17 protein-coding genes are annotated in these 26,403 nt (G+C 65.6%); 11 read left to right on the plus strand and 6 right to left on the minus strand.

Annotation, left to right across the window (positions count from 1 at the left end):
• The first annotated feature begins 92 nt into the window (after positions 1-92).
• From H7688_RS12025 to H7688_RS12065, 9 genes are all read left to right on the plus strand, one after another.
• Positions 93-2,933 (plus strand): Ig-like domain-containing protein, encoded by a 2,841-nt coding sequence (locus H7688_RS12025; protein WP_183361358.1) that lies wholly within the window; start codon positions 93-95, stop codon positions 2,931-2,933.
• 91 nt (positions 2,934-3,024) lie between these two features.
• Positions 3,025-7,239 (plus strand): RCC1 domain-containing protein, encoded by a 4,215-nt coding sequence (locus tag H7688_RS12030; RefSeq protein ID WP_183361359.1) that lies wholly within the window; start codon positions 3,025-3,027, stop codon positions 7,237-7,239.
• Between the two features lie 424 nt (positions 7,240-7,663).
• Positions 7,664-10,288: a cytochrome c peroxidase gene (locus tag H7688_RS22810; RefSeq protein WP_183361360.1), complete on the plus strand. Its 2,625-nt coding sequence runs from the start codon at positions 7,664-7,666 to the stop codon at positions 10,286-10,288.
• A gap of 682 nt (positions 10,289-10,970) precedes the next feature.
• A complete protein-coding gene (locus H7688_RS12040; RefSeq protein WP_183361361.1) occupies positions 10,971-12,767 on the plus strand; it encodes an Ig-like domain-containing protein in 1,797 nt (598 codons plus the stop codon).
• A 135-nt stretch (positions 12,768-12,902) separates the two neighbouring features.
• The gene (locus tag H7688_RS12045; protein WP_183361362.1) at positions 12,903-14,336 is read left to right on the plus strand and encodes a multicopper oxidase domain-containing protein; all 1,434 of its coding nucleotides are present in this window, start codon (positions 12,903-12,905) and stop codon (positions 14,334-14,336) included.
• A gap of 67 nt (positions 14,337-14,403) precedes the next feature.
• Positions 14,404-16,602 carry a carboxypeptidase regulatory-like domain-containing protein gene (locus H7688_RS12050; protein WP_183361363.1) on the plus strand — a complete coding sequence of 733 codons (2,199 nt, stop codon included), beginning with the start codon at positions 14,404-14,406 and terminating at the stop codon, positions 16,600-16,602.
• Positions 16,603-16,737: 135 nt separating this feature from the next.
• Positions 16,738-16,902, plus strand: coding sequence for a twin-arginine translocase TatA/TatE family subunit (locus H7688_RS12055; protein WP_183361364.1), 165 nt, complete (start codon positions 16,738-16,740; stop codon positions 16,900-16,902).
• 185 nt (positions 16,903-17,087) lie between these two features.
• The gene (locus tag H7688_RS12060) at positions 17,088-18,041 is read left to right on the plus strand and encodes an SCO family protein (RefSeq protein WP_183361365.1); all 954 of its coding nucleotides are present in this window, start codon (positions 17,088-17,090) and stop codon (positions 18,039-18,041) included.
• On the plus strand, positions 18,041-19,747 hold the full coding sequence (locus H7688_RS12065; protein WP_183361366.1) for an ABC transporter substrate-binding protein: 1,707 nt from the start codon (positions 18,041-18,043) through the stop codon (positions 19,745-19,747). The genes H7688_RS12060 and H7688_RS12065 overlap by 1 nt, the downstream gene beginning before the upstream one ends.
• A 58-nt stretch (positions 19,748-19,805) precedes the next feature.
• Here the strand turns inward: H7688_RS12065 and H7688_RS12070 are convergent, their stop codons facing one another.
• Positions 19,806-20,147 (minus strand): transposase family protein, encoded by a 342-nt coding sequence (locus H7688_RS12070; protein WP_183361367.1) that lies wholly within the window; start codon positions 20,145-20,147, stop codon positions 19,806-19,808.
• A 435-nt stretch (positions 20,148-20,582) separates the two neighbouring features.
• Between H7688_RS12070 and mobB the strand changes: the two genes are divergently transcribed.
• Together mobB and H7688_RS12080 are read left to right on the plus strand one after the other, a co-directional pair.
• Positions 20,583-21,098: a molybdopterin-guanine dinucleotide biosynthesis protein B gene (gene mobB / locus H7688_RS12075; RefSeq protein WP_183361368.1), complete on the plus strand. Its 516-nt coding sequence runs from the start codon at positions 20,583-20,585 to the stop codon at positions 21,096-21,098.
• A gap of 265 nt (positions 21,099-21,363) precedes the next feature.
• The gene (locus tag H7688_RS12080) at positions 21,364-22,749 is read left to right on the plus strand and encodes an OmpA family protein (protein ID WP_183361369.1); all 1,386 of its coding nucleotides are present in this window, start codon (positions 21,364-21,366) and stop codon (positions 22,747-22,749) included.
• 138 nt (positions 22,750-22,887) lie between these two features.
• Here H7688_RS12080 and H7688_RS12085 read toward each other — a convergent pair whose 3' ends face one another.
• The 5 genes from H7688_RS12085 to H7688_RS12105 form a co-directional block, all read right to left on the minus strand.
• On the minus strand, positions 22,888-23,469 hold the full coding sequence (locus H7688_RS12085; RefSeq protein WP_183361370.1) for a putative metallopeptidase: 582 nt from the start codon (positions 23,467-23,469) through the stop codon (positions 22,888-22,890).
• Between the two features lie 60 nt (positions 23,470-23,529).
• Positions 23,530-23,829 (minus strand): cytochrome C, encoded by a 300-nt coding sequence (locus H7688_RS12090; RefSeq protein ID WP_183361371.1) that lies wholly within the window; start codon positions 23,827-23,829, stop codon positions 23,530-23,532.
• A 72-nt stretch (positions 23,830-23,901) separates the two neighbouring features.
• Positions 23,902-24,675, minus strand: coding sequence for an acyl-CoA dehydratase activase (locus tag H7688_RS12095; RefSeq protein WP_183361372.1), 774 nt, complete (start codon positions 24,673-24,675; stop codon positions 23,902-23,904).
• A 301-nt stretch (positions 24,676-24,976) separates the two neighbouring features.
• Entirely contained in the window at positions 24,977-25,963 is a 987-nt protein-coding gene (locus tag H7688_RS12100) for a 2-hydroxyacyl-CoA dehydratase family protein (protein WP_183361373.1), read from the minus strand.
• Positions 25,964-25,968: 5 nt separating this feature from the next.
• A complete protein-coding gene (locus H7688_RS12105) occupies positions 25,969-26,307 on the minus strand; it encodes a hypothetical protein (protein ID WP_183361374.1) in 339 nt (112 codons plus the stop codon).
• Positions 26,308-26,403: the final 96 nt, after the last annotated feature.

The raw sequence follows: 26,403 nt of genomic DNA on the forward strand, positions 1-26,403 counted from the left end.
CGGTGCCTGACCCCGTGCCCGCGGGACCCGGCGCCGGTCTGGAATGGACACGGTTCAGGATCCCCTTCCTGGCCGCAAAAGGGAGGATCGCCATGAAGGAATCAACATCAACCTTACGCCACCAAGGAGTGCTGGGGCGCCTGCTGGGCACGCTTTTTTCCGTCGCGCTGCTTTTGGGAGTCTTAAGCGGCAGCGCGGGAGCGGCACTGAAGGCCGTCGGCCCCATCGACCCGCTCACCTCGCTTCCGGCTTTCTACCAGGACCTGAGCAACCTCGCGCTGCAGCCCTGCCTCGACCAGAACGGTTTCTGCATCCTGCCGCCGCCGTTCGACCCGTTGACCAGCGTCCCCTTGAGTCCGATCACCACGACCGGACCGATCAACGACACCAATCTCCCGGCCGAGGGGTTCTACTACTCCGCCGGGGCCTTGATGAACATCGAGGGGGGCGAAAAGGCCCGGCTCGACTTTGTGCTTGAGTACGCCTTCTTGTCAGGGGTGGCGCCGACCCTGGGGCAGACCTTCCTGCGCACCGACCTGGCCAAGATGAGCAAGGGGCTCCTGACCCCCAACTCGACCTACCGGGTCACCCACCCCTACGGGAGCTTCACCTTCCGCTCCGACGCCACCGGGAACTCGATCAATAACGGGCCAAACGGCGTCACGGTACGGCTCGAGGACCAGGTCGGGGTGAACGCGGACTACTTCCCGCCGCTCTTCCAGGCGGCCCCCAACACCAACATGGGGCCCTACCTGAGACCGGCCGACGGCATCTTCCCGACCGCCCTGGTGAACGGGCAGACCCACACCTACATCGGCGACGCGGTCACCCCGGTCCCGGTCGCCGGCGGCCCCAACGGCAACATCTTCCGGATCGACCGGCTGGACGCCCTGGGGAACCCGGTTCCCGGTGCGAGCTGGTTCACCAACCTGTGGACCCTGGCCGGGCGCGTCTTCACCGACCCGATCGCCTCGCCCATGACGCTGAACCGGGCGACCTACGCACGGGACGCCACCAGCCAGCAGGTGGACATCTTCGCCTCCGCCGAGCGCGCCGCCATCCTGACCATCTCAGGAACCGGCATCGCCTCGACCACGCTGGACCAGGACGTCCCCAACACCGGGAAGTTCTTCCTGCACCTGCCGGTGCAGGCGCTTCCCGGCAACCTGACTATCACCAACTCGCTGGACCTGCCGCTGATCCCGCGCCCGGTAGCCCTGGTAGACGAGGTGAACATCACCGAGTCCTTCTACAACCCGAACACCCGGAACATCACCGTGCGCGCCGCCTCCCGCGACAAGCTGGCGCCGCTCCCCACCCTGAGCGTGCCGGCCTTTGCGGCCCCGAACGCACTCGATGCCACCGGGACGGTGATCCTCCCCCTGCCGCTCAACACCATTCCGCCGCAGAACATCACGGTGGTCTCCAGTAACGGCGGGACCGCAACGAGCCCGGTGAGCGTGGTGGTTCCCCCGGCGCCGCCGGTGGCCGTGGACGACAGCGCCACCGCCGCGCTCAACACCCCGATCATCATCGACGTGCTCATAAACGACCTCTCCGCGGCCCAGCTCGATCCGGCCACGGTGACCATCGTGACCGCCGCGGCCAACGGCACGACGGTCGTGGCCCCCAACGGGTCGGTGATCTTCACGCCGGCCAACAACTTCTCGGGGACCACCAGCTTCGGCTACGACGTGATGGACAGCTTCGGCCAGCGCTCCAACACCGCGACGGTGACCGTGAGCGTCCTGTCGCCGCCGGCGCCGACCACGCTGGCCGACGCGGCGAGCACCACCCAGGACATCCCGGTGACCATCAACGTGCTGGCTAACGACAGCGGCGTGATCAACCCGGCCTCGGTGCTGATCTCGACCCCGTCCGCCAACGGCACTGCCGTCGCCAACCAAAACGGCACCATCACCTTCACCCCGGCCGCCGGCTTCTCCGGCGTGACGAGCTTTGCCTACACCGTGGCGAGCCTCGCGGCCCAGCCGCTCACCTCGCAGCCCGCGACCGTTACCGTCACCGTGATACCGCCTGCGGCACCGCCGGCACCGGTCGCCAACCCCGACAGCGCCTCGACCCTGGCCGGCAGCGTGGTGACCATCCCGGTATTGGCCAACGACACCATCGGTGCCCCGGGGGTGATCGACACCGCCTCGGTGCAGATAGCCACCCCGTCGGCTAACGGCAGCGCCACCGCCAACGCCAACGGCACCGTCAGCTTCACCCCGGCCGCCGGCTTCACCGGGGCCACCAGCTTCAGCTACACGGTGGCCAACACCTCGGTCCCGGCACTGAGATCCAACGCGGCCACGGTCACCGTGACGGTGAACGCCCCGGCCCCGGCCCCGGTCGCCAACAACGACACCGCAACCACCACGGCCGGCACTGCCGTAACCTCCGCAGTCCTTGCCAATGACACCATCGCCCCCCCCGGCGTGATCAACACCGGGTCGGTCCAGATCGTGAGCCAGTCGGCCAACGGCACCGCCGTTGCCAACGCGACCGGTACCATCACCTTCACCCCGGCGGCCGGCTTTACCGGGGCCACCAGCTACAGCTACAACGTGGCCAACAACTCGGTCCCGCCCCTGAGGTCCAACACCGCCACGGTGACCGTCACCGTGAACGCCCTGGCGACCCAGACCATCCAGGTGACCCGGGCCCAGTTCACCCTGTCGAGTGCCTCCTGGCGCATCGACGGCACGCTCACCCCGGCACCGCCGGCAGGGACCACGCTCAGCATCTACAACTCCGCCCTGGTGGGTGGCTCGGTGCTGATCGGCAACCTGTCCGTGGCTACCAACGGCAGCTTCACCTGGTCCTCGCCCAACGGTTCTGCGCAGCCAAACGCGGCGCGCCGGATCAGCATCCAGTCCAACCAGAACCCCGCCACCAAGCTTGAGAACATCACGGTGACGGTACGCTGACGCCTGAGCCGGGCCGGCCGTTAAAGCCGGCCCGGCTTCCCCTGACGGCGCCGTCCGAAGGCGGCGCACCGCTCCGCAGGGAGGATCTATCATGAAGACATCATTGACCATGTTGCGTCGGGTGCTCCCCGCGCTTTTAATCTCGATCCTGCCGGGGGTGACTGCACTCTCCTGGGGGGCCACCCCGAAACTCGCCGCCGGCGAGGGACACAGCATCATCCTCAAGGCGGACGGCACCCTCTGGGCCAGCGGCGCGAACCTCTCCGGCCAGTTGGGCGACGCCAGCCGCACCCCCCGCGCGAGCGCGGTGCCGGTCGGCAGCGAGCAGAACTGGGCCGGCATGGCAGCCGGGGCCGAGCACACCCTCGCCGTCAAGGCCGACGGCACGCTCTGGTCTTGGGGGAGTAACGCCTCCGGGCAGCTCGGGGCCCTGGCTCCGGACAACACCCCGGTCGCCGGCCAGAGCGCACCGCTCAACATCGGCGGCGGGCGGAACTGGGTGGCCGTCGCCGCAGGGAGCGCGAGCTCCTACGCGCTCAAGGCCGACGGGACCCTGTGGGCCTGGGGCGAGGGGGGGCTGGGGCAGCTCGGCAACGGCCAGACGCTGCGCCAGAACCAGCCGGTCCAGGTACTGAACCCCGCCGGGGGGCGCTACCTCGCCGTCGCCGCCGGCGCCGACCACGCCTTGGCGCTCATGGCCGACGGCACCCTGTGGTCCTGGGGGAGCAACTCCTTCGGCCAGCTGGGGGCTACCGGCAGCGACCCGGCTACCCCGCGCCAGGTCATTTTGACCGCTGCCGTCTCCGACAGCGACTGGCGCGCCGTTGCCGCGGGAGGGAACTTCTCCCTCGCGCTGAAGGCGGACGGCACCCTCTGGAGTTGGGGGGACAACGCGGCGGGCCAACTGGGACTGGGTTCCACCCAGCCCCAGGCCGAGCCGGTGCAGGTGGGAACCGACCGCGACTGGGCGGCGCTCGCCGCCGGTGCCCTGCACGTGGTGGCCCTGAAGAGAAACGGCCTCTGCTACGCCTGGGGGGACAACAGCTCGGGACAGCTTGGTAACGGCAGCCTCGCGCAGCTGAACGCCCCCGCCCCGGTCGCCGGGATCGGCAACCTGGTCGGGGTGAGTGCGGGCGCCTTCCACACCCTGGCGCTGGGCGCCGACGGCCGCAACTGGGCCTGGGGTGGCAACCTGGACGGGCAGCTCGGCACCGGCAACCAGACCGGAAGCCTCGCCCCGGTTCCGGCCGGAGGAGCCGGCCTTGGCTGGGTGGCCCTCGAGCCCGGCAACCAGTTCACCCTGGCAGGGCGCTCCGACGGCAGCCTCTGGAGCTGGGGGGACAACACCAGTGGTCAGCTCGGTAACGGGACGCTGGCCGCCCAGGCGACTCCTGCCGCTCTCGACGCCCGGCACGACTGGGCAAGCCACGCGGCCGGTTTCGGGCACGTGGTGGCACTCAAGGCGGACGGCACCCTCTGGAGCTGGGGGGACAACTCGCTCGGACAGCTGGGGGACGGCTCACGCAACCCGAGCCTCTTCCCGATCCAGATCACCAACACCAAGCCGACCTCCGCGGCCAACGACTGGGCCCAGGTGGCGGCGGGGGATTTCCATACCCTGGCACTCAAGGGGGACGGTACCCTGTGGGCCTGGGGGGACAACTCGCTCGGACAGTTGGGCGACAACACCAACACCCCGACGGGGAAACAGCCGGAGCAGATCCTGACCGGCAACCCGGGCAACTTCGACAGCAACTGGGTCGCCATCGCGGCCGGCGGGGGGCACTCGCTCGGGCTGCAGGCCGACGGTACCCTGTGGGCCTGGGGGGACAACTCCGACGGTCAGCTGGGGGACCCCTCCATCGTGGGGAGTGTCAACTTCCCGAGCCAGATCGTGAATTTCAACCCGCCCGTCGACAACCCCGGCTTCAACGGAAACTGGAAGGGGATCGCGGCCGGTTTCGCGCACTCGCTGGCGCTGCAGGCGGACGGAACGGCCTGGGGCTGGGGGAGCAACTTCGACGGCCAGCTCGGTAACGCCGACGGCACCCTGCCGAACCCGCCGGGACAGCCCCAGCCGGTCCAGGTCTTCAACGCCGGCCTGGCCCCCTTCGTGGCGCTCTCCGCGGGCGATGCGCACAGCGTAGTGCGGCTGGCAGACGGGACGCTCTGGTCCTTTGGGCGCAACCTGGACGGCCAGCTGGGGATCGGGAGCTTCGACCTGGCCCCGGTGCCGCATCCGGCAGCGCTCGCCGAGGCGACGGGAGCCTCGCAGTGGAGCGCCTCCGGCATCGGCGGCAGCCACAGCGTGGCACTTAAGGCCGACGGGACCCTGTGGGCCTGGGGCAACAACCTGGCGGGTCAGCTGGGGGACGGCTCCGACCTGGACCGCAACCTCCCGGTGCCGCTTCTGGAAGGCTTTGCCAGCGCACCGGCACGCCTCGACCTGGGGACCGCCTTCCTGGGGGGTGCCGCGCTGAGCGCCAACCTCCCCCTGGGGAACACCGGCAACGGCAACCTGTTCGTGACCGGCATCACCCTCTCCGGCGCCGATGCCGCGCAGTTCGCGGTCGACCCCGGCAGCTGCGGCAGCCAGCTCGCCTTCCTGATCTCCGCCAAGGGGAGTTGCCAGCTCACGGTGAGCCTGCAACCCGGCGTCCCGACCGGCGCGAAGAGCGCCCTCGTGGAGATCGCCACCAGCGACCCCGTGGCACCCCGGCGCCAGGTGGCGCTCAGCGCACTGGTCGCCCAGCACCAGGTCACCCTTGCCGCCGGCCCCAACGGGAGCATCTTCGGACCGGTGCTGGTGAACGAGAACGCCACCCCGAGCTACAGCATCGTGGCGGCCACCACCTTCCACGTGGCCGACGTCACCGTGAACGGCGTCTCCAAGGGGGCGCTCTCCACCCTGACCCTGGCCCCGGTGACCGGCGACGTCACCATCGGCGCGAGCTTCGCCATCGACACCTTCGCGGTGAGCTTCACCTCGGCGGGTAACGGCACCCTCTCGGGACCGCTGAACCAGTCGGTCCCCTACGGCTCCGCCAGCGCCGCGGTTACCGCGCTCCCCGCACCCGGTTACCACTTCGTGAACTGGACCGAAGGGGCGAACGTGGTGGGGAGCAACGCCGCACTCATTGTTTCCAGCATCACCGCGGCGCGCAGCATCACCGCCAACTTCGCCATCAACAGCTACCCGGTGAGCTTCGCCTCCGGCGGTAACGGCACCCTGACCGGCAACGTGAGCCAGAGTGTCGACCATGGCGCCTCGGCGAGCGCAGTCAGCGCGGTCCCGGCAGTGGGTTACCACTTCGTGAACTGGACCGAGGCGGGACAGGAGATCTCGGCCAGCGCAACGCTGACCCTGACCAACGTGACGGGAGCGCGCAGCGTGACCGCCAACTTCGCCATCAACAGCTACCCGGTGAACTTCAGCGCCGGGACCAACGGTACCCTGATCGGGATCCCGAACCAGACGGTGGATCACGGCGGGGCGGCAAGCCCGGTGAGCGCCCAGGGGGTGCCGGGTTACCACTTCCTGAACTGGAGCGAGGCGGGGCAGGTGATCTCGACCAGCGCCACGCTGACCCTGACCAACGTGACCGGAGCGCGCAGCGTGACCGCCAACTTCACCATCGACACCTTCCTGGTGAGCTTCGTCTCCGGCGGCAACGGCAGCATCTCCGGCAATGCCAGCCAGACCGTTGCCCTGGGGGGGAGCACCCTGACCGTGACCGCCCAGCCGGCCCTGGGCTACCACTTCGTGAACTGGACCGAAGGGGGGAGTGTGATCGCCACCACGGCGGCGCTTACCCTCAACAGCATCGCTGCCGTGCACAACGTCACCGCCAACTTCGCCATCGACACCTTCACGGTGACCGCGGCAAGCGACGCCAAGGGGAGCATCTCCCCTGCCGGGGTGAGCACGGTGAACTTCGCTGCCAGCCTGAGCTTCACCTTCACCCCCGCCGCCGGCTACCAGGTGGTCGACGTACTGGTGGACGGGGTCTCCCAGGGAGCCCCCGCTTCCTACACCCTCTCCAACGTGACCGCCAACGGTCACCGGATACAGGTGGTGTTCATCCCTGACGGGGATCTCAACGGCGACGGCCAGGTCACCATCGCCGATGCTTTGATGGCCCTGCAGATAGCGGTAGGTCTGAACCAGCCCACACCGGCCCAGCTGCGGCATGGTGACCTGGCCCCTCTGGATGCGAGCGGCATCCCGGCGCCAGATGCCCAGATTCAGTTGGCCGATGCCCTGGTCATCCTGAAAAAGTCGGTCGGGCTTACCTCCGGGTTCTAGATCTTTTGTATCTGCAGCGTCGTCATCGGTGGCTGTCCGGGGTCCGAGCCGGGCAGCCACCATTTTTCCCGGCCGTGACCTCCAGCAGGTTCGGCTGCCCCCTTTCCGTCATTTGACTGCAACGCCCCGGGGCACCGGCCCCACCCGCGCAGCCGGCCCCGCTCGGCCGGCTGCCGGTTTTTTATCAACGGCACATTTGTGGCGGCCGTCCAGTACCCCCCGCCGCTCCTGTGGTTACACGGTCTTAGCCCTGGAAGCTGCTCAAAGGCCGACAACCTTTCGCAGGGGTGGGGCAGGCTCAATCTCGCGCAACTTCCGCTCTTTAGCCGGTTGACGGCTGCCGGGGGAGGTGGCGCGTTAATTGCTAATGAAAAGGCTCGTTCCCGCCGAAGTATCTATCAGCACCCGCACAAGAGGAATCCGTATGCCCCGAAAAAACCTGCTGAACCGGCTTTGGGCCGTGCTTGTCTGCCTGTCCCTGGCCGGCACCAGCTTCGCTGAGGTGGTCCCCCCGCCGACCCTGTTCCCCTTGAACCAGGTCCCGGTGCCGGAACCCCCGAGCCTGTTCCAGTACGTGAAGAACAAGCCGGCGGCGATCCGCCTGGGCAAGGCCTTTTTCTGGGAGATGCAGGCCGGCAGCGACGGGATCGTCGCCTGCGGCAGCTGCCACTTCCGCGCCGGAGCCGACAGTCGCCTGAAAAACACCGTGAACCCCGGGACCCGCGCCGGCGACACGACCTTCCAGGTGCGTGGCCCGAACGACACCCTGCAGCCGTCGGACTTCCCCTTCCACCAGCGTCAGAACCCCGAGTTCCAGTCCTCGCCGGTTTTGCGCGACTCAAACGACGTGGTGGGGTCGCAGGGGGTGACGCGCAACAGCTTCGTCGGCATCGTCCCCGGCTCGGCGCTGGATGACGGGGTGTCGATTGCCGATCCCGTCTTCCAGGCGGGGGGGGTGAACATGCGCCGGGTCACCGCCCGCAACGCCCCGAGCGTCATCGACGCCGTCTTCAACTTCAACAACTTCTGGGACGGTCGCGCCCACTTCGTGTTCAACGGCGAGAACCCCTTCGGCCCCCTGGATCCCTCGGCCGGGGTCTGGATCAACCAGAACAACACCCTGGTGAAACAGCCTGTCGTCATCGAGTTCGCGAGCCTCGCCTCCCAGGCCACCGGCCCCCCTCTGGACGATACCGAGATGTCCTATAGCGGGCGCAGTTTCCCGCAGCTCGGGCGCAAGCTTTTGAGCCTCACCCCGCTCGGCAAGCAGCTGGTGCACCCCGGCGACAGCGCACTGGGGACCCTGTCCAACTCGGTCCTGCAGCAAAACGGGATCCCCAGCCCCGACAAGGGGCTCAAGGTGGGCTACCGGCAGCTGATCCAGGATGCCTTCCAGGACCGTTTCTGGAACTCGAGCCAGCTCACCCCCGAGGGGTACAGCCAGATCGAGGCGAACTTTGCCTTCTTCTGGGGGCTCGCCATCCAGCTCTACGAGGCGACCCTGGTTTCGGACCAGACCCCCTTCGACCGCTTCCTGGGTGGCGACCAGGGTGCGCTCACCACCCAGCAGCAGGACGGCTTCAGCCTGTTCTTCGGGGCGGCCGGCTGCAGCGCCTGCCACCTCAACAGCGAACTCTCCTCGGCCTCGGTGCGCGCCTCCGGGTTCCTCACCAACGCAAGTCACGCCCTCATCGAGCCGATGACCGTGGCAAGCGGGCTGCAGGTGATCTACGACAACGGCTTCAACAACACGGGAGTGCGCCCGACCAGCGAGGACATCGCCCGCGGCGGGAGTGCACCTTTCCTGAACTCCGGGACGGGGCAGCCGTTCCCGCTCTCCTACTCGGCCTTGGCCGAGCTGCAGGCCCTGGGGACGCTCGCCTTCAACCCGAACCTCTTTCCGCTGGGATCGCCGGTGACCCCGATCCTCCCCCCCCAGATCCGGGCGACCTTCCCGGTGGCCAACCAGGGTAACTTCAAGGTCCCCGGGCTGCGCAACGTGGAGCTCACCGCGCCGTACTTCCATGACGGCGGGGTTCTCACCCTCGAGGACGTGGTCGACTTCTACGTGCGGGGCGGCAACTTCCCGGTGGCCAACCAGGCGAGCCTCGACCCCGGGATCGTCGAACTGGGGACCCTGCAGAACCAGCCCGCCAAGCAGGCCGCGTTGGTCGCCTTCCTGAAGTCGCTTACCGACGAGCGGGTGAGAAACGAGAGCGCCCCCTTCGACCATCCCGAGATCTTCGTCCCCAACGGCGATCCCGGTTTTATCAGCATCCCGGCCCGCGACGCCGCCGGCAATGCGGCCGCCTCCCTGCTCATCACCCTCGACCCGGTGACGAGCCCCACCGGCGTGGGGAGCCAGCTGGTCGGCGGGACGGTCGATGCCGGCTCTTCGGTGACGCTTACCCTGGACACGGCGGCCGTCGCCGGGGCGGTGACCGTGAGCGGCACCCACTGGAGCGCGCAGCTCAGCGGGCTGGTGCGCGGTGCGAACACGGTGACCGTGACCGCCACCAACCAGGCCGGCGACGTGGCAAGCGTCAAGGGGACCATCACCGTGTTAGCCACGCCGAACCTCACCCTGGACGCGCTCCCCGCCGTCACCGCGCGGGCCCAGCTGGTCATCGGAGGAGGCCTGGACGCCGGGCTCACCCCGGTGGTCGCGCTCAACACCGCAGCCTCGGCCGGACCGGTCACCACGACGACCGGGGGTACCCGCTGGAGTTGCACCATCTCGAACCTGGTGCCGGGAACCAACATCGTCACCGTGGTGGTGGTCGACGCGGCCGGCAACCTCGCCGTGCGCAGCGCCCAGGTCAAGTACGCCCCGAGCGACGGCGACCTGAACCTGGACGGCCAGGTCAACCTGGTGGACGCCCTGGGCGCACTGCGCATCGCGGTGGGGATCGACCAGCCGGGGGCGGAGGGGAAGGCGCACGCCGACGTGGCACCCCTGGTCAACGGGGTGCCGTCGCCCGATGGGGTGGTCGACCTGCTCGATGCCCTGGTGATCCTCAAGAAGGTGGTGGGGAGCCTCAGCTTCTAACCCACCTGGTCCAGCCGGTCTCTCTTAAGGCGAGGGGCGCTCTGCGCGTCCCTCGCTTTTTTTTGGGCCCCTCGTCGACTGGACGCGTACTCCCGCCTGCAGCACGACGCATCCCCCCTGTCCTCCTTTGCCACGCTCGTGGCAGCGGCCTCCCTTACGCGCCTGCCGGCGCGCCGGGCAATGCTGGTTCGCTCCTACGCACCCCTCACCCCCGGAACTCCACGATGACCTTCGTAAAGGGAAGCACGGCGGCTCCTCCAGCGCTGCGTTGGAGCATCAGCTAAGCCAGAATCTGAAGGTTTTCCCCCTTTCGCTCCTCGACAGCTCTGCCGCCTCTCTGCCCCTTTAATCTCCCCTGCAAACATCTTGGCACGCTTTAAACAAGGACAGCGGAAAAAGGGGCTGTAATCCAATGGCTTACGTGTGTGTCGCGTTTGTGTTGCCGTATTTTTTCCAGTGCAAGACAGCTTGGGCACTCAACGCGGGTTTGTGCTAACTGGTTGAAAATGCGTGGGTAAATCTCTGTGGAGAAGATTGGCATATTCCATGTACTTAGAGGGACACAGTCTATTTCAACCGAGATACTTTCGGTTACTGCCCAAGTTGATGGTTTGTAGTGCTGCAATGAGCTGCTCAGCTGAGATAACCCGTTTGGTACCGGCGAGCATACGAGGAGAAAGCCATGAAAATGAAATCTTTAGTGGGGGCGTTTTTGGTTGGTTTGCTGGCGGTGGCCCAAGGGTGCGGCGGCGGTGGCGGCAGTTCACTTTCCGGCCCGGCTCCGGGAAGCACCGTGTTGACCGGTACGGCAACCAAGGGACCGATAGTCGGTGGCACCGTGAAGGTGTACGAGATCATCTCGAGCGCCACCTCCAACCCGCGTAGCGGCGTACCCCGCCTGAACGCTGCGGCCCTGGCCCAGGGTACTACCGGTTCGGACGGCAGCTACAACATCACCCTGCCGCCGGGGAGCGCCAAGGGAGGGCTCTTGGTGCAGGTGACCGGCGGTAACTACCAGGACGAGGCGACCGGCGCCTCCCGCAGCATGGACGACCAGTTCGGTCCGAGCGGGATGCGGGCCATCTTCGGCAACATCTCCAGCGCCGCCCGCGGCGGCCAGTTGAGCGGCTACGTCACCCCCTTCACCGAGATGGCCTACCAGGCCGCCGGCGGCGACCTGAGCGCCCAGGGGATCGACGACGCCAACCGCCGGGTGGCGGGTGCCTTCGGACTCCCCGACCTGACCAAGACCAAGCCGCTCGATCCCAACAAGCCGTTCCCGGCAGGCGCGACTGACGATTCGAAGAAGTACGCCCTGGCCCTGGCGAGCCTTTCCCAGTACCAGAAGGATTACGGCGCCGGCAAGAAGATGTCGCAACTTGAGAGCGAGCTGGAAAGCGAGGCGACGAGCGGCAGCTTAAGCAGCATCACCGATGCCAAGTTCCGCTCCTCCGGAAACAACTATGCCGCCGGTTCCGCCAACCCGAACCCGGGGCTTTTGACCAGCGCGGAGAACGCGGATGCACCGGTTGAGATCCAGATCACTCCGGCCGCCGGCACGCTCCCCATCGGCGGCAGCTATAACCTTTCGGCGACGGTCAAGAAAAACGGCGGCAGCCCGGTCCCCGACGGTACCCTGGTCAGTTTCTCCAGTACCTTCGGCACCCTCTCCGCCTCGAGCGCCGCCACCGTCGGCGGCATCGCCAACGTGACCCTCTCCGCAAGCCAGGTCGGAAGTGCCGGCGTCACCATCCGCTCCGGCGCCGTCAGCGTCTCCAGCGGCCCCTACGGTTTCTTTGACCCCAACGCCCCGGCCGGGCTCACCTTGAGCCTCGGCGCGAGCCAGGGTATCGTGAACGGCCAAGCGGTACAGGTGAGCGCCAACGTAAGCCGGGTGGCCGGTGGACCGGTACCCAACGGCAGCGTGGTCAGCTTCGCCATCAGCTCCGGTTCCGGCTTGCTCTCCGGCGCCAGCACCACCTCAAACGGTATCGCCACCGTGAACCTGACCAGTGCCGTGGCGGGCTCGGTGACCGTGAGCGCCAGCATCGGCTCCTTGAACCAGAGTATCCCGGTGAACTTCGTGGTGCAGCCCACCAAGGCCATCGTCAAGGTGCGCAGCACCGGCACCCTGCCGCAGGGGACCCTGATCGGCGGCATCGGCGCCACCGTAACCTACGCGAGCGGCAAGGGACTCAGCATCGGCTCGAGCAGCGCGGAGATCGCCGTCTCCGGTGCCGGCCTGGGTTCCACCATGATTCCCAACGTGAACACCCCCGGTCAGGTTACCCTGGGGCTCCTGAACGTAAGCGGCATCGGCGCCGGTGAATTCGCCACCCTGAACTTCACCATCGCGGCGGGGAACTTCCCGACCATCGCCGACTTCGGCATCTCCGGTTCGGGGTTGAGCATCATCGACACCGGCACCAACAGCATCCCCGGCATGGGGGTCGGGATCGCGAGCGTGACCCTGCAGTAGGACGCAAGGGGGGGCCGTCCGAGCGGCGGCTCCCCCCAGCGGGGAAGTTCGGCCCATTAGATTCGCGGTTTGCCGGTCACGCCACCAGGGGTGCCCACCCGGCCCCGGCAAACCCTGCACGTTAAGGAGGATGTGATGAAACGACGTGAGTTTTTAAAATTGAGTGCTGCGGGGGTGGCCACCCTGTTCATCGGCCGTATCCCCGGATTGGGCATAAAAGACGCCTTTGCCGCCAACCAGGTGCTGGATATCAGCATCACCGACGCTTTGAAAGACATGGTCACCCACAACGAGATCAACACCGCCCAGAGCTACTTCTGGATCTACAAGATGAAGGCGGACGGCGTCGACGTCCCCTCCGACTGCCCGGGTCCCACCATCGTGGCCCTCAAGGGTGAGTCGATCACCGTAAACGTCACCAACGACCTGGACGAACCGCACGCGTTCTACATCCCGGGGCGGGGCCCCAACGACCCGCCGCTCTTCGACAGCGGCGAGATCAAGCCGGGTGCTACCTTTACCGGCACCTTCACCGCCAGCCAGTCCGGCGCCTTTTTGTACTACGACAACCTGAACGCCCCGGTGAACCGGGTCATGGGGTTGCACGGCGCCCTGGTGATCCGCCCGACCGCGGGTGTGGCCGGTCACAAGATGACCCCCTACGACGACCCGAGCCCGCACGTGCAGGACCTCTACGACGCCTTCGGCGACCCGAACGTCTTCCCGGGGCTTGCCTGGGAAGAGGGGGACCCGACCACCCACACCCCGCCCTTCAGGCAGTACGTCTGGCTCACCCACCAGGTGAGCCCGGCGCTCTTCGCCGAGGTGGGGAACCTGCCGCCGGGACAGCTCTACGACCCCCAGAAGTTCGAGCAGGCTTTCCTGCGCGACCCGTTCAGCGCGACCGGCGACAACCGGCTCCCGAAGTTCTTCACCATCAACGGGCAGTCCGGCTTCTTCTCGCACTTCAGCCCCGGGACCACCCCGATGGGGCGGGTGGGGGAACCGGTGGTGATCCACATCCTGAGCGCGGGGCTTTGGACCCACTCGATGCACATCCACGCGAACCACATCTACATCACCAGCGAGGACGGCGTGGTCACCGAGAACCCGCTGTGGGTCGACGTCTACACGGTGAAACCGATGCAGTGGATCGACTATACGGTCCCCTACATGAGGCCTCCCGACATCCCGAACCAGCGCGGCCTGGGGCGCCCGGACCCGGGGCTCTCCCTGGGGAACGGCAACCGGACCTACCCGCCGCTGCAGGAATTCGACATGTACCTGCCGGCGCCGGGGCAGAGCATCGCCCAGGACGCCAACGGCAACCCGATCGACCTGAAACAGCGCATGTCCCCGTTGTGCTTCCCGATGCACGACCACTCGGAACCGAGCCAGACTGCCCAGGGAGGCAACTACAACTGCGGACTCATCTCGGGGATCTACTTCGTCGGCGACCGGAACTTCCCGGGTGGCATGAACTTCCCGATGGACGAGGACTTCGCCATGATGTTCCGCAACATCCGGGGGATCGCCGCCACCGGACCGGCACCGGGGCCCATGCCGTAAGGGCGTACATCCAGTTCCATGATCAAGGTTCTACGTTCTACGTTGAAATGTACTGAGGAGGCACACCATGTCCGTTCAGAATCCCAAATATGCAATACCCCGCTGGTCCGTGGTCGGAATGGAGGGGATGTGGTCCAAGATGTTCGACCCCCCAACCGAGAGCCCGGTCACTCCGGAGCTTCTGGCACCCACCAACCCGGTTCCCGAGGTGATGGCCGCAGCCGGTTACCAGAACCCGCCGGCCACCCCGCACACCGTACAGCGTGACCTGTTGCACGGTCTCAAGATGCCGACCTGGGACGGCAAGAAGCAGCTCTTCTTCATGACCTTTGCCGACAACGACAATCCGGCGGCCAAGAACGGGACCTTCCCGGGACCGACCCTGAGGATCCCGCGCGGGGTGATCTTCCACGCCGAGACTTCGGCCAAGGGACCGCCGCCGCACACCATCCACTGGCACGGCATCGAGCCGACGCCGATGAACGACGGGGTGGGGCACTGCTCGATGGAGCTTGGCCAGTACACCTACCAGTGGCAGCCCAACTTCATCGGGTTCTACTTCTACCACTGCCACAGAAACACCATGCAGCACTTCGAGTTCGGCCTGTACGGCGCCATGCTCATCGAGCCGCCGGACGCCTATTTCGCCACCCAGGTGCTGGGAGCCGATGTCGCGCCGATCGGGCACTGCCGGGACGGCAAACGGCGCACCGCCGCGAACCTGACCGACTTCCCGCAGTTCCCCGGCTTCAACGGGAACCTTTTGACGGCGCCCGATCCCTGGACCGGCGATCCGGCCCTCACGTTCGCGACCGACCCGCATGCCATGACGGTCCCCTACGACGTGGAGGCCCTGTGGGTTCTGGACGACCGGGACTCGGTCTGGAGCGACCTGGCCCCCAACGCCCGGCAGACCTACCCCCAGCACGGCACCAAGCCGGGATTCAACGACAACTTCCACGGTCATGCCGGCGGCGTGGCGCAGCCGGGCGACTTCTTCGCCTTCAACGACTTCAATGCCGACTACTGGTTCGTGACCGGCATCCCGGTCCCCGCGTCCAAGGGGGGAACCGGCACCATCGTGGCGAGCGCAGAGATCCCGCCCGAATTGAACAGCGGGGTGACCGGCACCCAGATCCCGATCAACGCCCAGGTGGGGCAGACCATCCTGGTGCGCTGCCTGGACGCCGCCTACAACAGCCTGCGCATCACCTTCCCGGTGAACGTGGTGATCGTCGCCTGGGACGGCCGGGCCCTGGGGCAACCCCCCTTCGGGTTCAACGAGGCCTACCTGGTGCCGGCCGGCACCACCATCCACATGAGTACCGCGCGCCGCTTCGACGCGCTGATCCGGGTGAACGCCCCGATCAGCGATTTCGTCGTCGCCGAGTTCATCAACACCCGCTCCCAGATCCCCGGGGAGAACGAGGAGGTGCTGATGACCTGCCGCATCCCGATCAACATCGGGGGGACTCCGCAGCAGGCGCCGACCTTCACCGCTTCCGGTCGCGTTGTCGACCCGCTCGGGCTCCCGATGGCCGGCGCCAGCATCGCGGTCACCCCGAAGAGCCAGGGCGGCAGCGCCCCGGTTACCGTGACAAGCGGTGCCGACGGTACCTTCCAGGTCCCCGGGCTCATCAACAGCAGCTACGAGATTACCCCGAGCCTGGCAGGTTTCAGCTTTACCCCGGCGAGCCGGATCATCACGGTGAACGACCAGAACGTGAAGGCGCAGAACTTCAGCGCGAGCGTCGCCGTCGGGTCCGTGACCCTGACTGCCGGCCGGATCAGCCCGCAGCCGCCGGGATTGCCGGGCGGCATCACCTTCAGCGCCGACGTCCAGGGGGGAAGCGGCCCCTTCGAGTACCAGTTCTGGCTCTCGAGCGGATCCGACAAGGCCATGGTGCGCGACTTCACCACCAACCCCAAGTGGAACTGGGACACCCTGGTGAGCGTGGCGGGGAGCTTCACCATCGAGGTGCACGTACGGCAGGTCGGTGCGACCCTCGCCTTGGCCGAGAAGGTCGCCAGTATCGACTTCGCGCTGGCCGGGCAGCCTCCGACCTTCACCCCCAACAGCTACAACATCCAGGAGGCGCTCGACGCACTGCGCATCGAGGTGGGGCTCAAAAATCCCACCAGTTCGGAACTGGCACGCTACGACGTGGCCCCGCTGCTGAACGGGATCGCCAAACCGGACGGCAAGATCGATCTGGCCGACGTACTCGAGATCCTGCGCATGGCGGTAGGCCTGGGTCCGCTGTAAGGGGTGAGGCAGGGGGAAAACAGGGACTGGGGGCTAGGGGCTGGGGACTGGAAACGACCCTCCGCCCCTGGCTTCCTGCTCCATGCCCCCCGCGAGCGACACAACAAGTGAGGCCGCAAGGCCGGGGAGGACGTCATGTTTGGCATCGGCATGCCGGAACTTATCGTGATCCTGTTCATCGTGCTTTTGGTCTTTGGTGCCGGCAAACTCCCCGAGGCGGGGCGCGCGCTGGGGCAGAGCCTGCGCAACTTCAAGGCGGCCAGTGACGAGAAGGAACACCTGGAACAGCCCAAGAGTTAGAGATATCCTGCCGCACAACAGCACCCGCGGCCCCGGCAAAAACGCCGGCTCCGGGTGCCGGCATGGGATCTCCTTTTGCCCCCCGGCTGGTGCGCCGGGGGGATTTTTTCATAATCTGCTGCACCCCGGGCTTGACTTACCCGGCCCGGACTGGCAGCATCACGCACCATGAAGCGAGGTTTATCATGAAAACATTAGCCAGCCTCTTTGTTGCTTTGCTCTGCTCCGCCACCTGGGGCCTCGCCGCCGACGCACCGTCCGCGTCGGCTCCGGCTGCCGGCGCTCCGCCTGTGGTCCGCAGCGAACAGGGCGGGTTCCAGCTGCAGGTGCGACTTGCCGAAGCGGGACTGAAGCTCGGCCCCAATTCTGCCGATATAACGGTACAGGACCAGGCCGGGAGCCCCGTGGAGGGGGCCCAGCTCACCGTCACCCCCTGGATGCCCAGCATGGGGCACGGTGTCTGGGACAAGCCGGTAGTGAAGGAACTGGGCGCGGGACGCTACCACGTGGAGAACGTGGTGATCATCATGGGCGGGGTGTGGGAGTTGAAGGTCGCCCTGAAAAAGGGAGAACGCGAGGACCGCGCCGTCTTCAGCGCCACGGTGGCCGAGGCGGCGCCGACCCAGGCCGCCCCCGAGCCGGCGCGCACCGGGTACGACCGGACCCTTGCCGATTACAACGTCCCGAACGTCACGCTCATCAACCAGGACGGCCAGAAGGTGAACCTGCGCCAGCTGCTCGAGTCGGGCAAGCCGGTCATCGTCGATTTCATCTTCACCACCTGCACCACGATCTGCCCGGTGCTCTCCGCCGGTTTCAGCAACCTGCGCCGCACCCTGGGCGACGAGGCCAGCAAGGTGCAACTGATCTCCATCACCATCGACCCGGAAAACGACCGCCCCGAGAAGCTCAAGAAGTACCTGGAACGCTTCGGCGGCCCGGGGGGCTGGGAGTTTCTCACCGGGAGCCGGGATGAGGTGGGTCGGGTCCTGCGCGCCTTCAACGCCTTCGTGGTGGACAAGATGTCACATGAGCCGCTCTACCTTTTGCACGCCCCCAACGCGCCGCAGTGGGTGCGCATCAAGGGGCTCATCAAGAAAAGCGATCTGTTGAACGAATACCGGAAAATGGAGAACTGATGACGATCCCCCGACTGGCTGTGCGCGCGTTCCCCCTGATGGTGTTGTGGCTTTTCCTGGTCGCTTCCTTGGCTGGCGCCGAGGAGACGGTGGCCGGACGACCGGCTGCCGAGGCGCTTAGGCTGGGTGAGGCGATGTACCAGCGGGGGATCCTCCCTTCGGGAAAACCGATGCGTGCCCTGGTGCAGGGTGACCTGGAACTCTCCGGGACCATGACCACCTGTGCCAACTGCCACATGCGCAGCGGCCTGGGCTCCGCCGAGGGGGGGATCTTCACCCCTCCCACCAGCGGCAAGAAACTCTACGCGCCGCTCACCGGGCAGCAGGACATCCCGGGGCCCACCATGAGCCGCTCCATGTTCCAGAACCCGCCGCGCCCCGCCTATGACGACGCGAGCCTCCTGCGGGCGCTTGTCTACGGCGTCGACCCCACCGGGCGCAGCTTCAGCGCCACCATGCCGCGCTATCTTCTGGAGCCGGACGAGGCCCAGATTCTGCTCTACTACATAAAACAGCTCTCCTCCACCACCTCGCCCGGGATCACCGACACCCGGATGCACCTGGCCACCATCGTCTCGGACGGCGTCGATGCGAAAGCCTGGGAGGCCCAGCTGGCACCGCTCCAGGCCTTCTTCGACAAGGAGTGGAACGCCCGGCTCGCCATCCTCGGCTCCCAGTGGAACGCGCGCTGGTTCGGGCCCGGCGGGAAACCGGGCGGCGGGCTCACCTACCGCGAGGTGGCTTTCGAGGTCTGGCGGCTCACGGGGAAACCGGAAACCTGGGAGGCCCAGCTCGCCGAGTACTACCGCAGGCAGCCGGTCTTCGCGGTGGTGGGGGGATCGGTCTCCGGGAGCTGGAGCCCGGTGCACCGCTTCTGCGAAAAGGGGAAGATCCCCTGCCTGTTTCCTGCGACCGAGCTCCCCCAGGTCGCGGAGCAGGACCTCTACACCCTCTACTTCTCCAAGGGATACTTCCAGGAGGGGGAAGCGGCGGCCAAGTACCTATCGCGCGTGGTGGAGCTGCCGCCGGGGCGCGAGGTGGTCCAGGTGTTCAGGGACAACGAGGCGGGGCGGGCGCTGAGCCGCGGCTTTGCCGAGACCTGGAGCAAGTTCGGCAAGAACCTGCTGCGCGACGTCAAGCTGGAGGCGACCCGGTCGACCGGCAAGGCGTTCTGGGAAGAGCTGGCGGCGCGCCACCCGGGGGCGGTGCTTTTGGTCTGGCTCCCGGCCGAGGACCTGGCCGGGGTGGAACTGCTCGCCCAGGGGCCGCAGCGCCCCTCGACCCTGTTCTTCTCCTCGACCCTCATCGAGGACCGTCTCACCGCGGTTCCCGAGCCGCTGCGCGACTTCAGCTTCTTGACCTGGCCCAAAAGGCTTCCCGGCGACGGCGATTACACCCGGCAACTGGTGCGCGGCTGGCTGGGTAACAAGAAGCTCCCGGTCACCGACCTGGCCGCCTCGGCGCAGAGCTACTTCATCACCCGGATGCTCTCGGTGGCACTCATCGACATGGGTACCGACTACTACCGCGACTTCTTCCTGGACCTTTTGGACTGCTCGCCGGACCAGGTGAACAGCTCCCTGCGCTACCCGGTGCTCAGCTTCGGTCCCGGGCAGCGCTACGCCTCCAAGGGGTGCTACATCGTGGCGGTGGGGAAGGGGGCCCAGCCCAAGCTGGTGAAGAAGAGCGATTGGGTGATCTACTAGCCAAAGAAAGCGATACAGTTGTGATCAGCAGGAGGGAGTGCAGTCGAGGTGGCCGATTTTAGGCCGCCTCTTTTTTTTCGCGGCTGATGGCTATCTCGGTGAACCGGGAACCGGGTCGGCACCAGGGACGGGTGACCTGGGTGTCGCAGCAGGAAAAGTGCGGAACCCGGGCGTGCAGGTAGGTGGGGTGGCTGAAGAAGTCGGCGTGGAACCAGGTCTCGTTGTCGAATACGCGGTGTTCTTCCCCCTCCGCACCGCAGCACGGGCAACTGATCGGTGCCAGGCGGCCGTATTCCACGATGATGTTGAATTGGCTGCCGTCCTTGGAGACGGTTGCCGAGGTGACAAACCAGGGGGGGGCGAGACCCAGCGTTGCGGATATGAAGGTTAACTGGTCCATGGTGCAGCTACCTCGATTGGAATTTACCCTGGGTAGGGGCGTGCGCCGGCAGGCAGGTAATCCGACGGCGGGCTTTGGCTACCTTTTACAGGTATCGTGCCAGCCGCGCCCGCTCCGGGAGTACTTGATCCACAACAATTTTTGCCCGGTGGATGGAGCGGGCCGGGTTGCCAATTTATTTGCTGCGGAAGGGGGAATTTGGCGGCAGCGCGTCTGGCAAACTGCCGCGTAGCGGCCGTACGCGCGGCGTCAGCTCGCTTTTCCCCTCCACAAAGATCCCGGCACCCCGGCGTTCTGAACCCTATCGGCCGGTGACCCGATTGACTTGAGGACCGGGGACGGCTATAGTCAGGGCCGGTTCAGGATCCCGGCAGGTCGCGGGAGCCGGACCGGGGCCGGTCAGCTACCCGGCAAAAAAGACACGGAGGCAGTTGCATGGAGATAAAGGCCGTATCGTTTGTTGCAAAATCGGGAACCGGCAAGACCACCTTGCTCGAGAAGGTGATCGTGAACCTGAAGGAGCGGGGGCTGAGGGTCGGGGTGATCAAGCACGACGCGCACCGCTTCGACATCGATCATCCCGGAAAGGACAGCCACCGCCTCACCCAGGCCGGGGCCGACACCATGCTGATCTCCTCGCCGGAGAAGCTTGCCGTGGTGAAGAAACACCAGGCTTCCCCCCCCATCGAGGAACTGATCGCCACCTACTTCGGTGACGTCGACATCGTGCTCACCGAGGGGTTCAAGCTGAGCAACATGCCCAAGATCGAACTGCACCGCCAGGAGCGCAGCCAGACCCTGCTCTGCCGCGGCGAGAACCACGACGCCACCCTCATCGCCATAGCAAGCGACGAGCCGCTGGAGGTCGACGTCCCGGTGCTCGACCTGAACGACCCGGTCCAGGTGGCCCAGTTCGTGGTCGACTACTTCGAGGTGCGTCCCCGCCAGTAAGCCCCGGCAGTTCCCGTCCTACCAACGGCTCCTACCCTGAAAAGGGAGGAGCCGTTTCATTTGAGCCCTCCCCACAGTTGGGGCCTGGTCCTCCAACTAGAAAATATTGCAGCGCTCTTGCACGCTCGATAAATAATGATAGCCTTCACATGTTTTGTTTCTTAGGATCCTGTCGGCATAAGGAGCGGTAGTCCCCGCGCTGCGCTGCCGCTGCCGAGGTCGCCGTTTCGGCGAGGGCTCTGACTTTCCTAAAAGGAGGTTGAAGATGAAACGGTTCCTGCTCCCCTTCCTGGTTCCCGTCCTGCTTTTGGCAACCCTGGCGGTCGCGCACGCGGGGGTGACGGCAGAGAGCTTCTCTGTCTCACCGTTTGTGGGCGGCTATTCCTTCCTCGGTAGAGAACACCTGGAGACACGGCCGGTTGGGGGGGTGCGCGGCGGCTACAACTTCACCAGGCATGTCGGCGCCGAAGCGGTCTTCGATTTCACGCGGACCGAGGGGCGCTACAGCGACATCGACTACAACATCTACGACTACCACTTCGATATGCTGTACCACTTCATGCCCGACGGCCCGCTGGTTCCCTACCTGGCTGCCGGATACGGCGGTCAGACCCGCTATTCCGCCTACGAGGGGTCGGTGACCCATGGCGTCTTCAACTACGGCGGCGGGGTGAAGTTCTTCCTGACCGAGAAGATGGCCCTGCGCGGCGACGTCCGGCACCTGATCCAGAAACACAACGAGCACAGCTACCACGACCTGCAGTACACGGTGGGGCTCGACTTCCTCTTCGGCGGCGTCAAGCCGGCGGCCGCGGCACAGGCCCAGCCGACCCCGCCGCCCCAGGCCCAGTCCGAGCCGCCGGCCCCGGCTCCGGCAGAGGTCCCGCCGGCGGTAATCCCCACCGAGCCGAAGCGCGGGCACTTCACCTACTGTGTCACGCTGCACGGCGAGTTCGACATCGACCGCGCCCTGATTCGTCCCGAGTACCACGAGGAGATCGCGCGCGTCGGGGACTTCATGAAGAAGTACCCGGACACCACGGCAGTCATCGAAGGGCACACGGACAACGTGGGTGACGCCGACTACAACCAGAAGCTCTCGCAGCGCCGCGCCGAGGCCGTCGTCAACTACCTAGTGGACAACTACGGCATCGACCGCTCCCGGCTGACCGCGAAGGGGTACGGGCTCAGCCGCCCCGTGGCCGACAACGCGACCGACGCCGGGCGCCAGAAAAACCGTCGCGTCGAAGCGGTCATCGACTGCGCCTTCGATGCCTCAAAGGTCGAGCCCCCCGAGCGGATCTGCATGGGACTCGTGCTCGACTTCGACAGCGGCAGCGCACAGATAAGGCCCCAGAACCGCTCCGAGATCGCCAAGGTGGCCGACTTCATGAAGCGCTACCCGACCACCACCGCGCTCATCGAGGGGCACACCGACATCGAGGGGAGTCCCGAGACGAATATGAAACTCTCCCAGGAACGGGCCCAAGCGGTCGTCGCCTACCTGGTGCAGGAGTTCGGCATCGAGCAGAACCGTCTCGCCGCCAAGGGGTACGGGGCCACCCGGCGCGTCGCCTACAACGCCACCCCGGAAGGGCGCGCCAAGAACCGCCGCATCAACGCGGTGATCGACTGCGTGATCCAGAAGTAGCGAAGGGGTAGACCGGCAGACGTCGGGCAGCTTGGGAAGCATGGGGAAAACAGGAAAAAAGGAGGAAGCCACGGTTTCCTCCTTTTTTCGTGCCTCGGGCAGAACGTTGGTGGAAACCGGAGTGGATGGGAAACCGGGTCAGGCGGGGCTTATGCTGATGCGGGGGGCCGGGAGCCTGCGTGCCACGATGGCGCGGTGCAGCTCGCGCAGGCTCGCCAGGTTTCCCTCGAGAAACTTCAAGGCCACCTCGTCGACACCCCGGGCCAGGTAGGCGTCGACCAGCTTCCCCATGTAGAGGTTGTAGCTCTTGGTGGACGAGCCGTGGGCGTAGTTGCGCCCCGGGAAGCGGCGGATGTCGCCGTCGAAGTCGGGCGAGATGTGGTAGAGCTCGTGGAAGATGGTGATCAGCTTTTCCCGGAGGGGAAGCTCGAGGAAGCGGGGGACCAGGAAGTAGATGACATAGAGCATCTCCTCGCCCAGGTGCATGATGGTCGGCATGGTGCAGACCACCCGGCGCCTGCCGCGCCGGGTGGTCATCGACTTCTCTCCCCCCGCGAAGCGCAGCGGGTGGATCTTGGCGAGGCTGCCGCCCGCGCTGGGGCGGCCGCTCGAAACGCAGATCAGGAGCCGGTCGGGGAGGATGTGGTTCAGCTCGGGGCAGCCAAGGACGATGTCCCTGATCAGCCGCTCCAATTCGCCGGTTAAGTTAAGCGTGTTCACGTCCGGACGAACCTCGGGTAGTGCCAGCTACGGGGAAACGGGAACAACGGGACGGAGAGTCTACTTGCCGACCGCACTTGCCTTCAGCTTGTGGCAGAACAGGCAGCGCATCGGGCCGTCCTTGGGCTTCACCGGGTGCTTGGCCGGGAACGGCACGCCGCCCGGTTCGAAATGGCAGGCGGGGCAGGTCTTGTCGACCTCCATCTTGCTCTGGGTCTTCTTGAACAGCTCGTAAGCGGCCTGGTGCTTGTCGTCCAGCGGCACCCGCTTGGTTTTCTCTTCGCCGGAGATGGCGTAGAAGATGCCCAGCACGGCGACGATGACGGCGATGAAATACCAATCATTCTTGCTAATTTTCATCAAATCCCTCCGGATACTTAAGACTGCCGGTGAAGGTAAACGGCCGGCGGCGAAAATTCAAGGAAAATGTGGTCAGAGCGAGGCGCAGCCGATAGCGCCGTTGTGCTGCGGGTACGTCGGGATAACGAGCTCCATGGGGCATTTTTCCCGGAGCAGGGAGATCATCGCGCCGTTGAGGGCGACGCCGCCGGTGATCACCAGCGTTTTAGAGGGGAAGCGTTTCAGCATGGGGAGCACCCGTTTCACCAGGGTGAGGTTGACCCCGGCGCAGAGTTGGGAGACCGGGTGGCCGCGCAGGATCTGGCCGATCAGTTCGCTCTCGCCGAAGATGCCGCAGGTGGCGTCCAGTGCGATGGGGCCTTCGGCGTGCGAGGAGAGTTCCTCCAGGGAGACCTCGAGGACCGCGGCCATGTTTTCCAGGTAGCGTCCGCTCGAGGCGGCGCACTTGTCGTTCATGACGAAGTCGTTGAGCCGGCCGGAGACCACCTGGGCCACCTTGGTGTCCTGCCCACCCATGTCGAGGAGCGTGAAGTCGGCGAGGCCGGTCTGGGCGCGGGCGCCGGCGACGTGAGCCTTGATCTCCGAGATGACCTTGGCGCCGTGCAGGTTGATGGTGTTGCGGCCGTAGCCGGTGACCGTGATGCTGGCGTTGGCGAGTTCGTCGGGGGTGAAGATGCCGCTGGCGGCAAGGTCCAGGCAGAGCTCTTCGTTCACGATGCTGCCGTACTTCTTGTAGAAGGCGATGGTGTCCAGGTCGGCGAGTCTCACGATCGCGCCGTCGCGCAACAGGGCGAACTTCGCCTTCCTGCTGCCGAGGTCGATACCTATACGATAAATTTCTGACACAGATGGTCCTCTTTGATGAATGGGATGCAAGGGATAAAACCCATAACCAACAGGGATTAATGGGATGAAGGGGATTAACTTCAAAAGCTTGAAAAATGACAGGCTTTAAGCTTTAAGGCTCTAGTTTTAAAACTCAAAGCTTGAGGCTTTTACCTTAAGGCCTTTATCCCTTTCATCCCATTCATCCCTGTTACCTAAAAGCCTTTATCTCATGTATCAAATTCATCCCTGTTATCCAAAAGCCTTTATCCCATGTATCCCATTCATCCCTGTTGGTTTTCGGTTTAAGGTTTTATCCCCTTTATCCCTGCCGGTCGTCCAGCAGTTCCAGGAAGCCTTCCACGCGGATCTTGGTGCGTGCGTCGACGCTGCTCGGTTTATCCCCTTCCAGGGTCAGGATGGGGAGGTCGATGCTCTTTCTCAACACCATGTCCTCGATCTGCCGGAAGCAGAAGGACTGCACGTAGTGGATAACGCCGTCCACCCGGCGCGCCTTCAGCTCGCGCACGATGTCCTCGAGCCGGTGGAAGATGTCGTAGGGATAGGTGTAGGCCCGGTACTGCTCGACCAGGTCCGGCAAACCGTAGGGCATGGCGAACTGCCGCTGGGTCTCGTTGAAGACGACCCGCGCCCCCTGGCTCTCCAGGAAATCGTAGAGCCCGCTCAATATGGGCGGGACTCCCAGGTAGGCCAGTCGGATCCGGTCCCGGCGCGCCGGGCGGTGCACGGCTTCGGCCAAGAGGGCATCGACCTCGGCCTCGAATGTGTCGGGATCCCCGTTCATGTCCGAGGTGCAGACCTGGAAGTAGTGGTTCTCCTCGCCGGTGACCTTGTCTTCCTGCCAGGTGAGCCGATCGATCTCGCGCACCTTGACCCTGATCCGGTCCAGACGCTCCTTGGCCGCCTGCACCGCCTCCCAGTCGACGCCGAGATGCCCCATCAGGGTCTCGATCTCGACCTTGAGCAGATCCGCGCTGCGGCTGGTCGGGTAGGCAAAGGGATAGACCTTCACCCCCTGCAGCGACAAGACCTCCATGAGCGCCTTGGTGTAACTGCAGTCCCCCTCGGTGACCGCGATCATCTCGGTGAGTCCACTGGACACAACGGCTCCGTAGATCCCCTTGATCCAGCCGCAGACGTTACGCGGAAAACCGGCGAGTTCGGCATCTTCGATGAGGGAATAGCTCTCGGGATTGGTGATGAAGACGTTGTTGAGATCAACGGGGACCGCTCCCGCTGCGACGACTACTTCCAGCGGGATGGTGGAGGTGAAACCTACTTTGCGCAAAAGAGTTACTCCGTCTTGATGAAGTACAGGTAGATGATGAATCCGCCGATGGCGATCCCGCCGAAGGCGAAGGGGAGGGTGCTGGAAAGGGCGAGCGAGTCACTTTCGGTCGGCATGGTGTAGTGCACCAATAACAACAATGAGATGGCGGTGAACAGCGCGCAGAGCACGAACTTGGAACGTACCACCACGGCATAAAAGAGTATGATCAGGAACGCGCCAACGATCCAGGGATTGCCTAGGGCGCTCTTGACGGTGAGTCCTTTAACAAACTGTACGACGTGTCCCGTCTCAAACGGCGAGAGTTTCTCGGTCGCTTTTTCGGCGAGGCTGTTGGTATCCATGTCTTCCTCCGGTCGAATTCCAGATTATAGACATATGGCGGAATTTGGCAAGGTTAAAGGCGGGCCGTAGGGGATCCGACTACGTTGGATGGTCGG

This window comes from Geomonas limicola, from assembly GCF_014193675.1.
Taxonomy (GTDB): Bacteria; Desulfobacterota; Desulfuromonadia; order Geobacterales; family Geobacteraceae; genus Geomonas; species Geomonas limicola.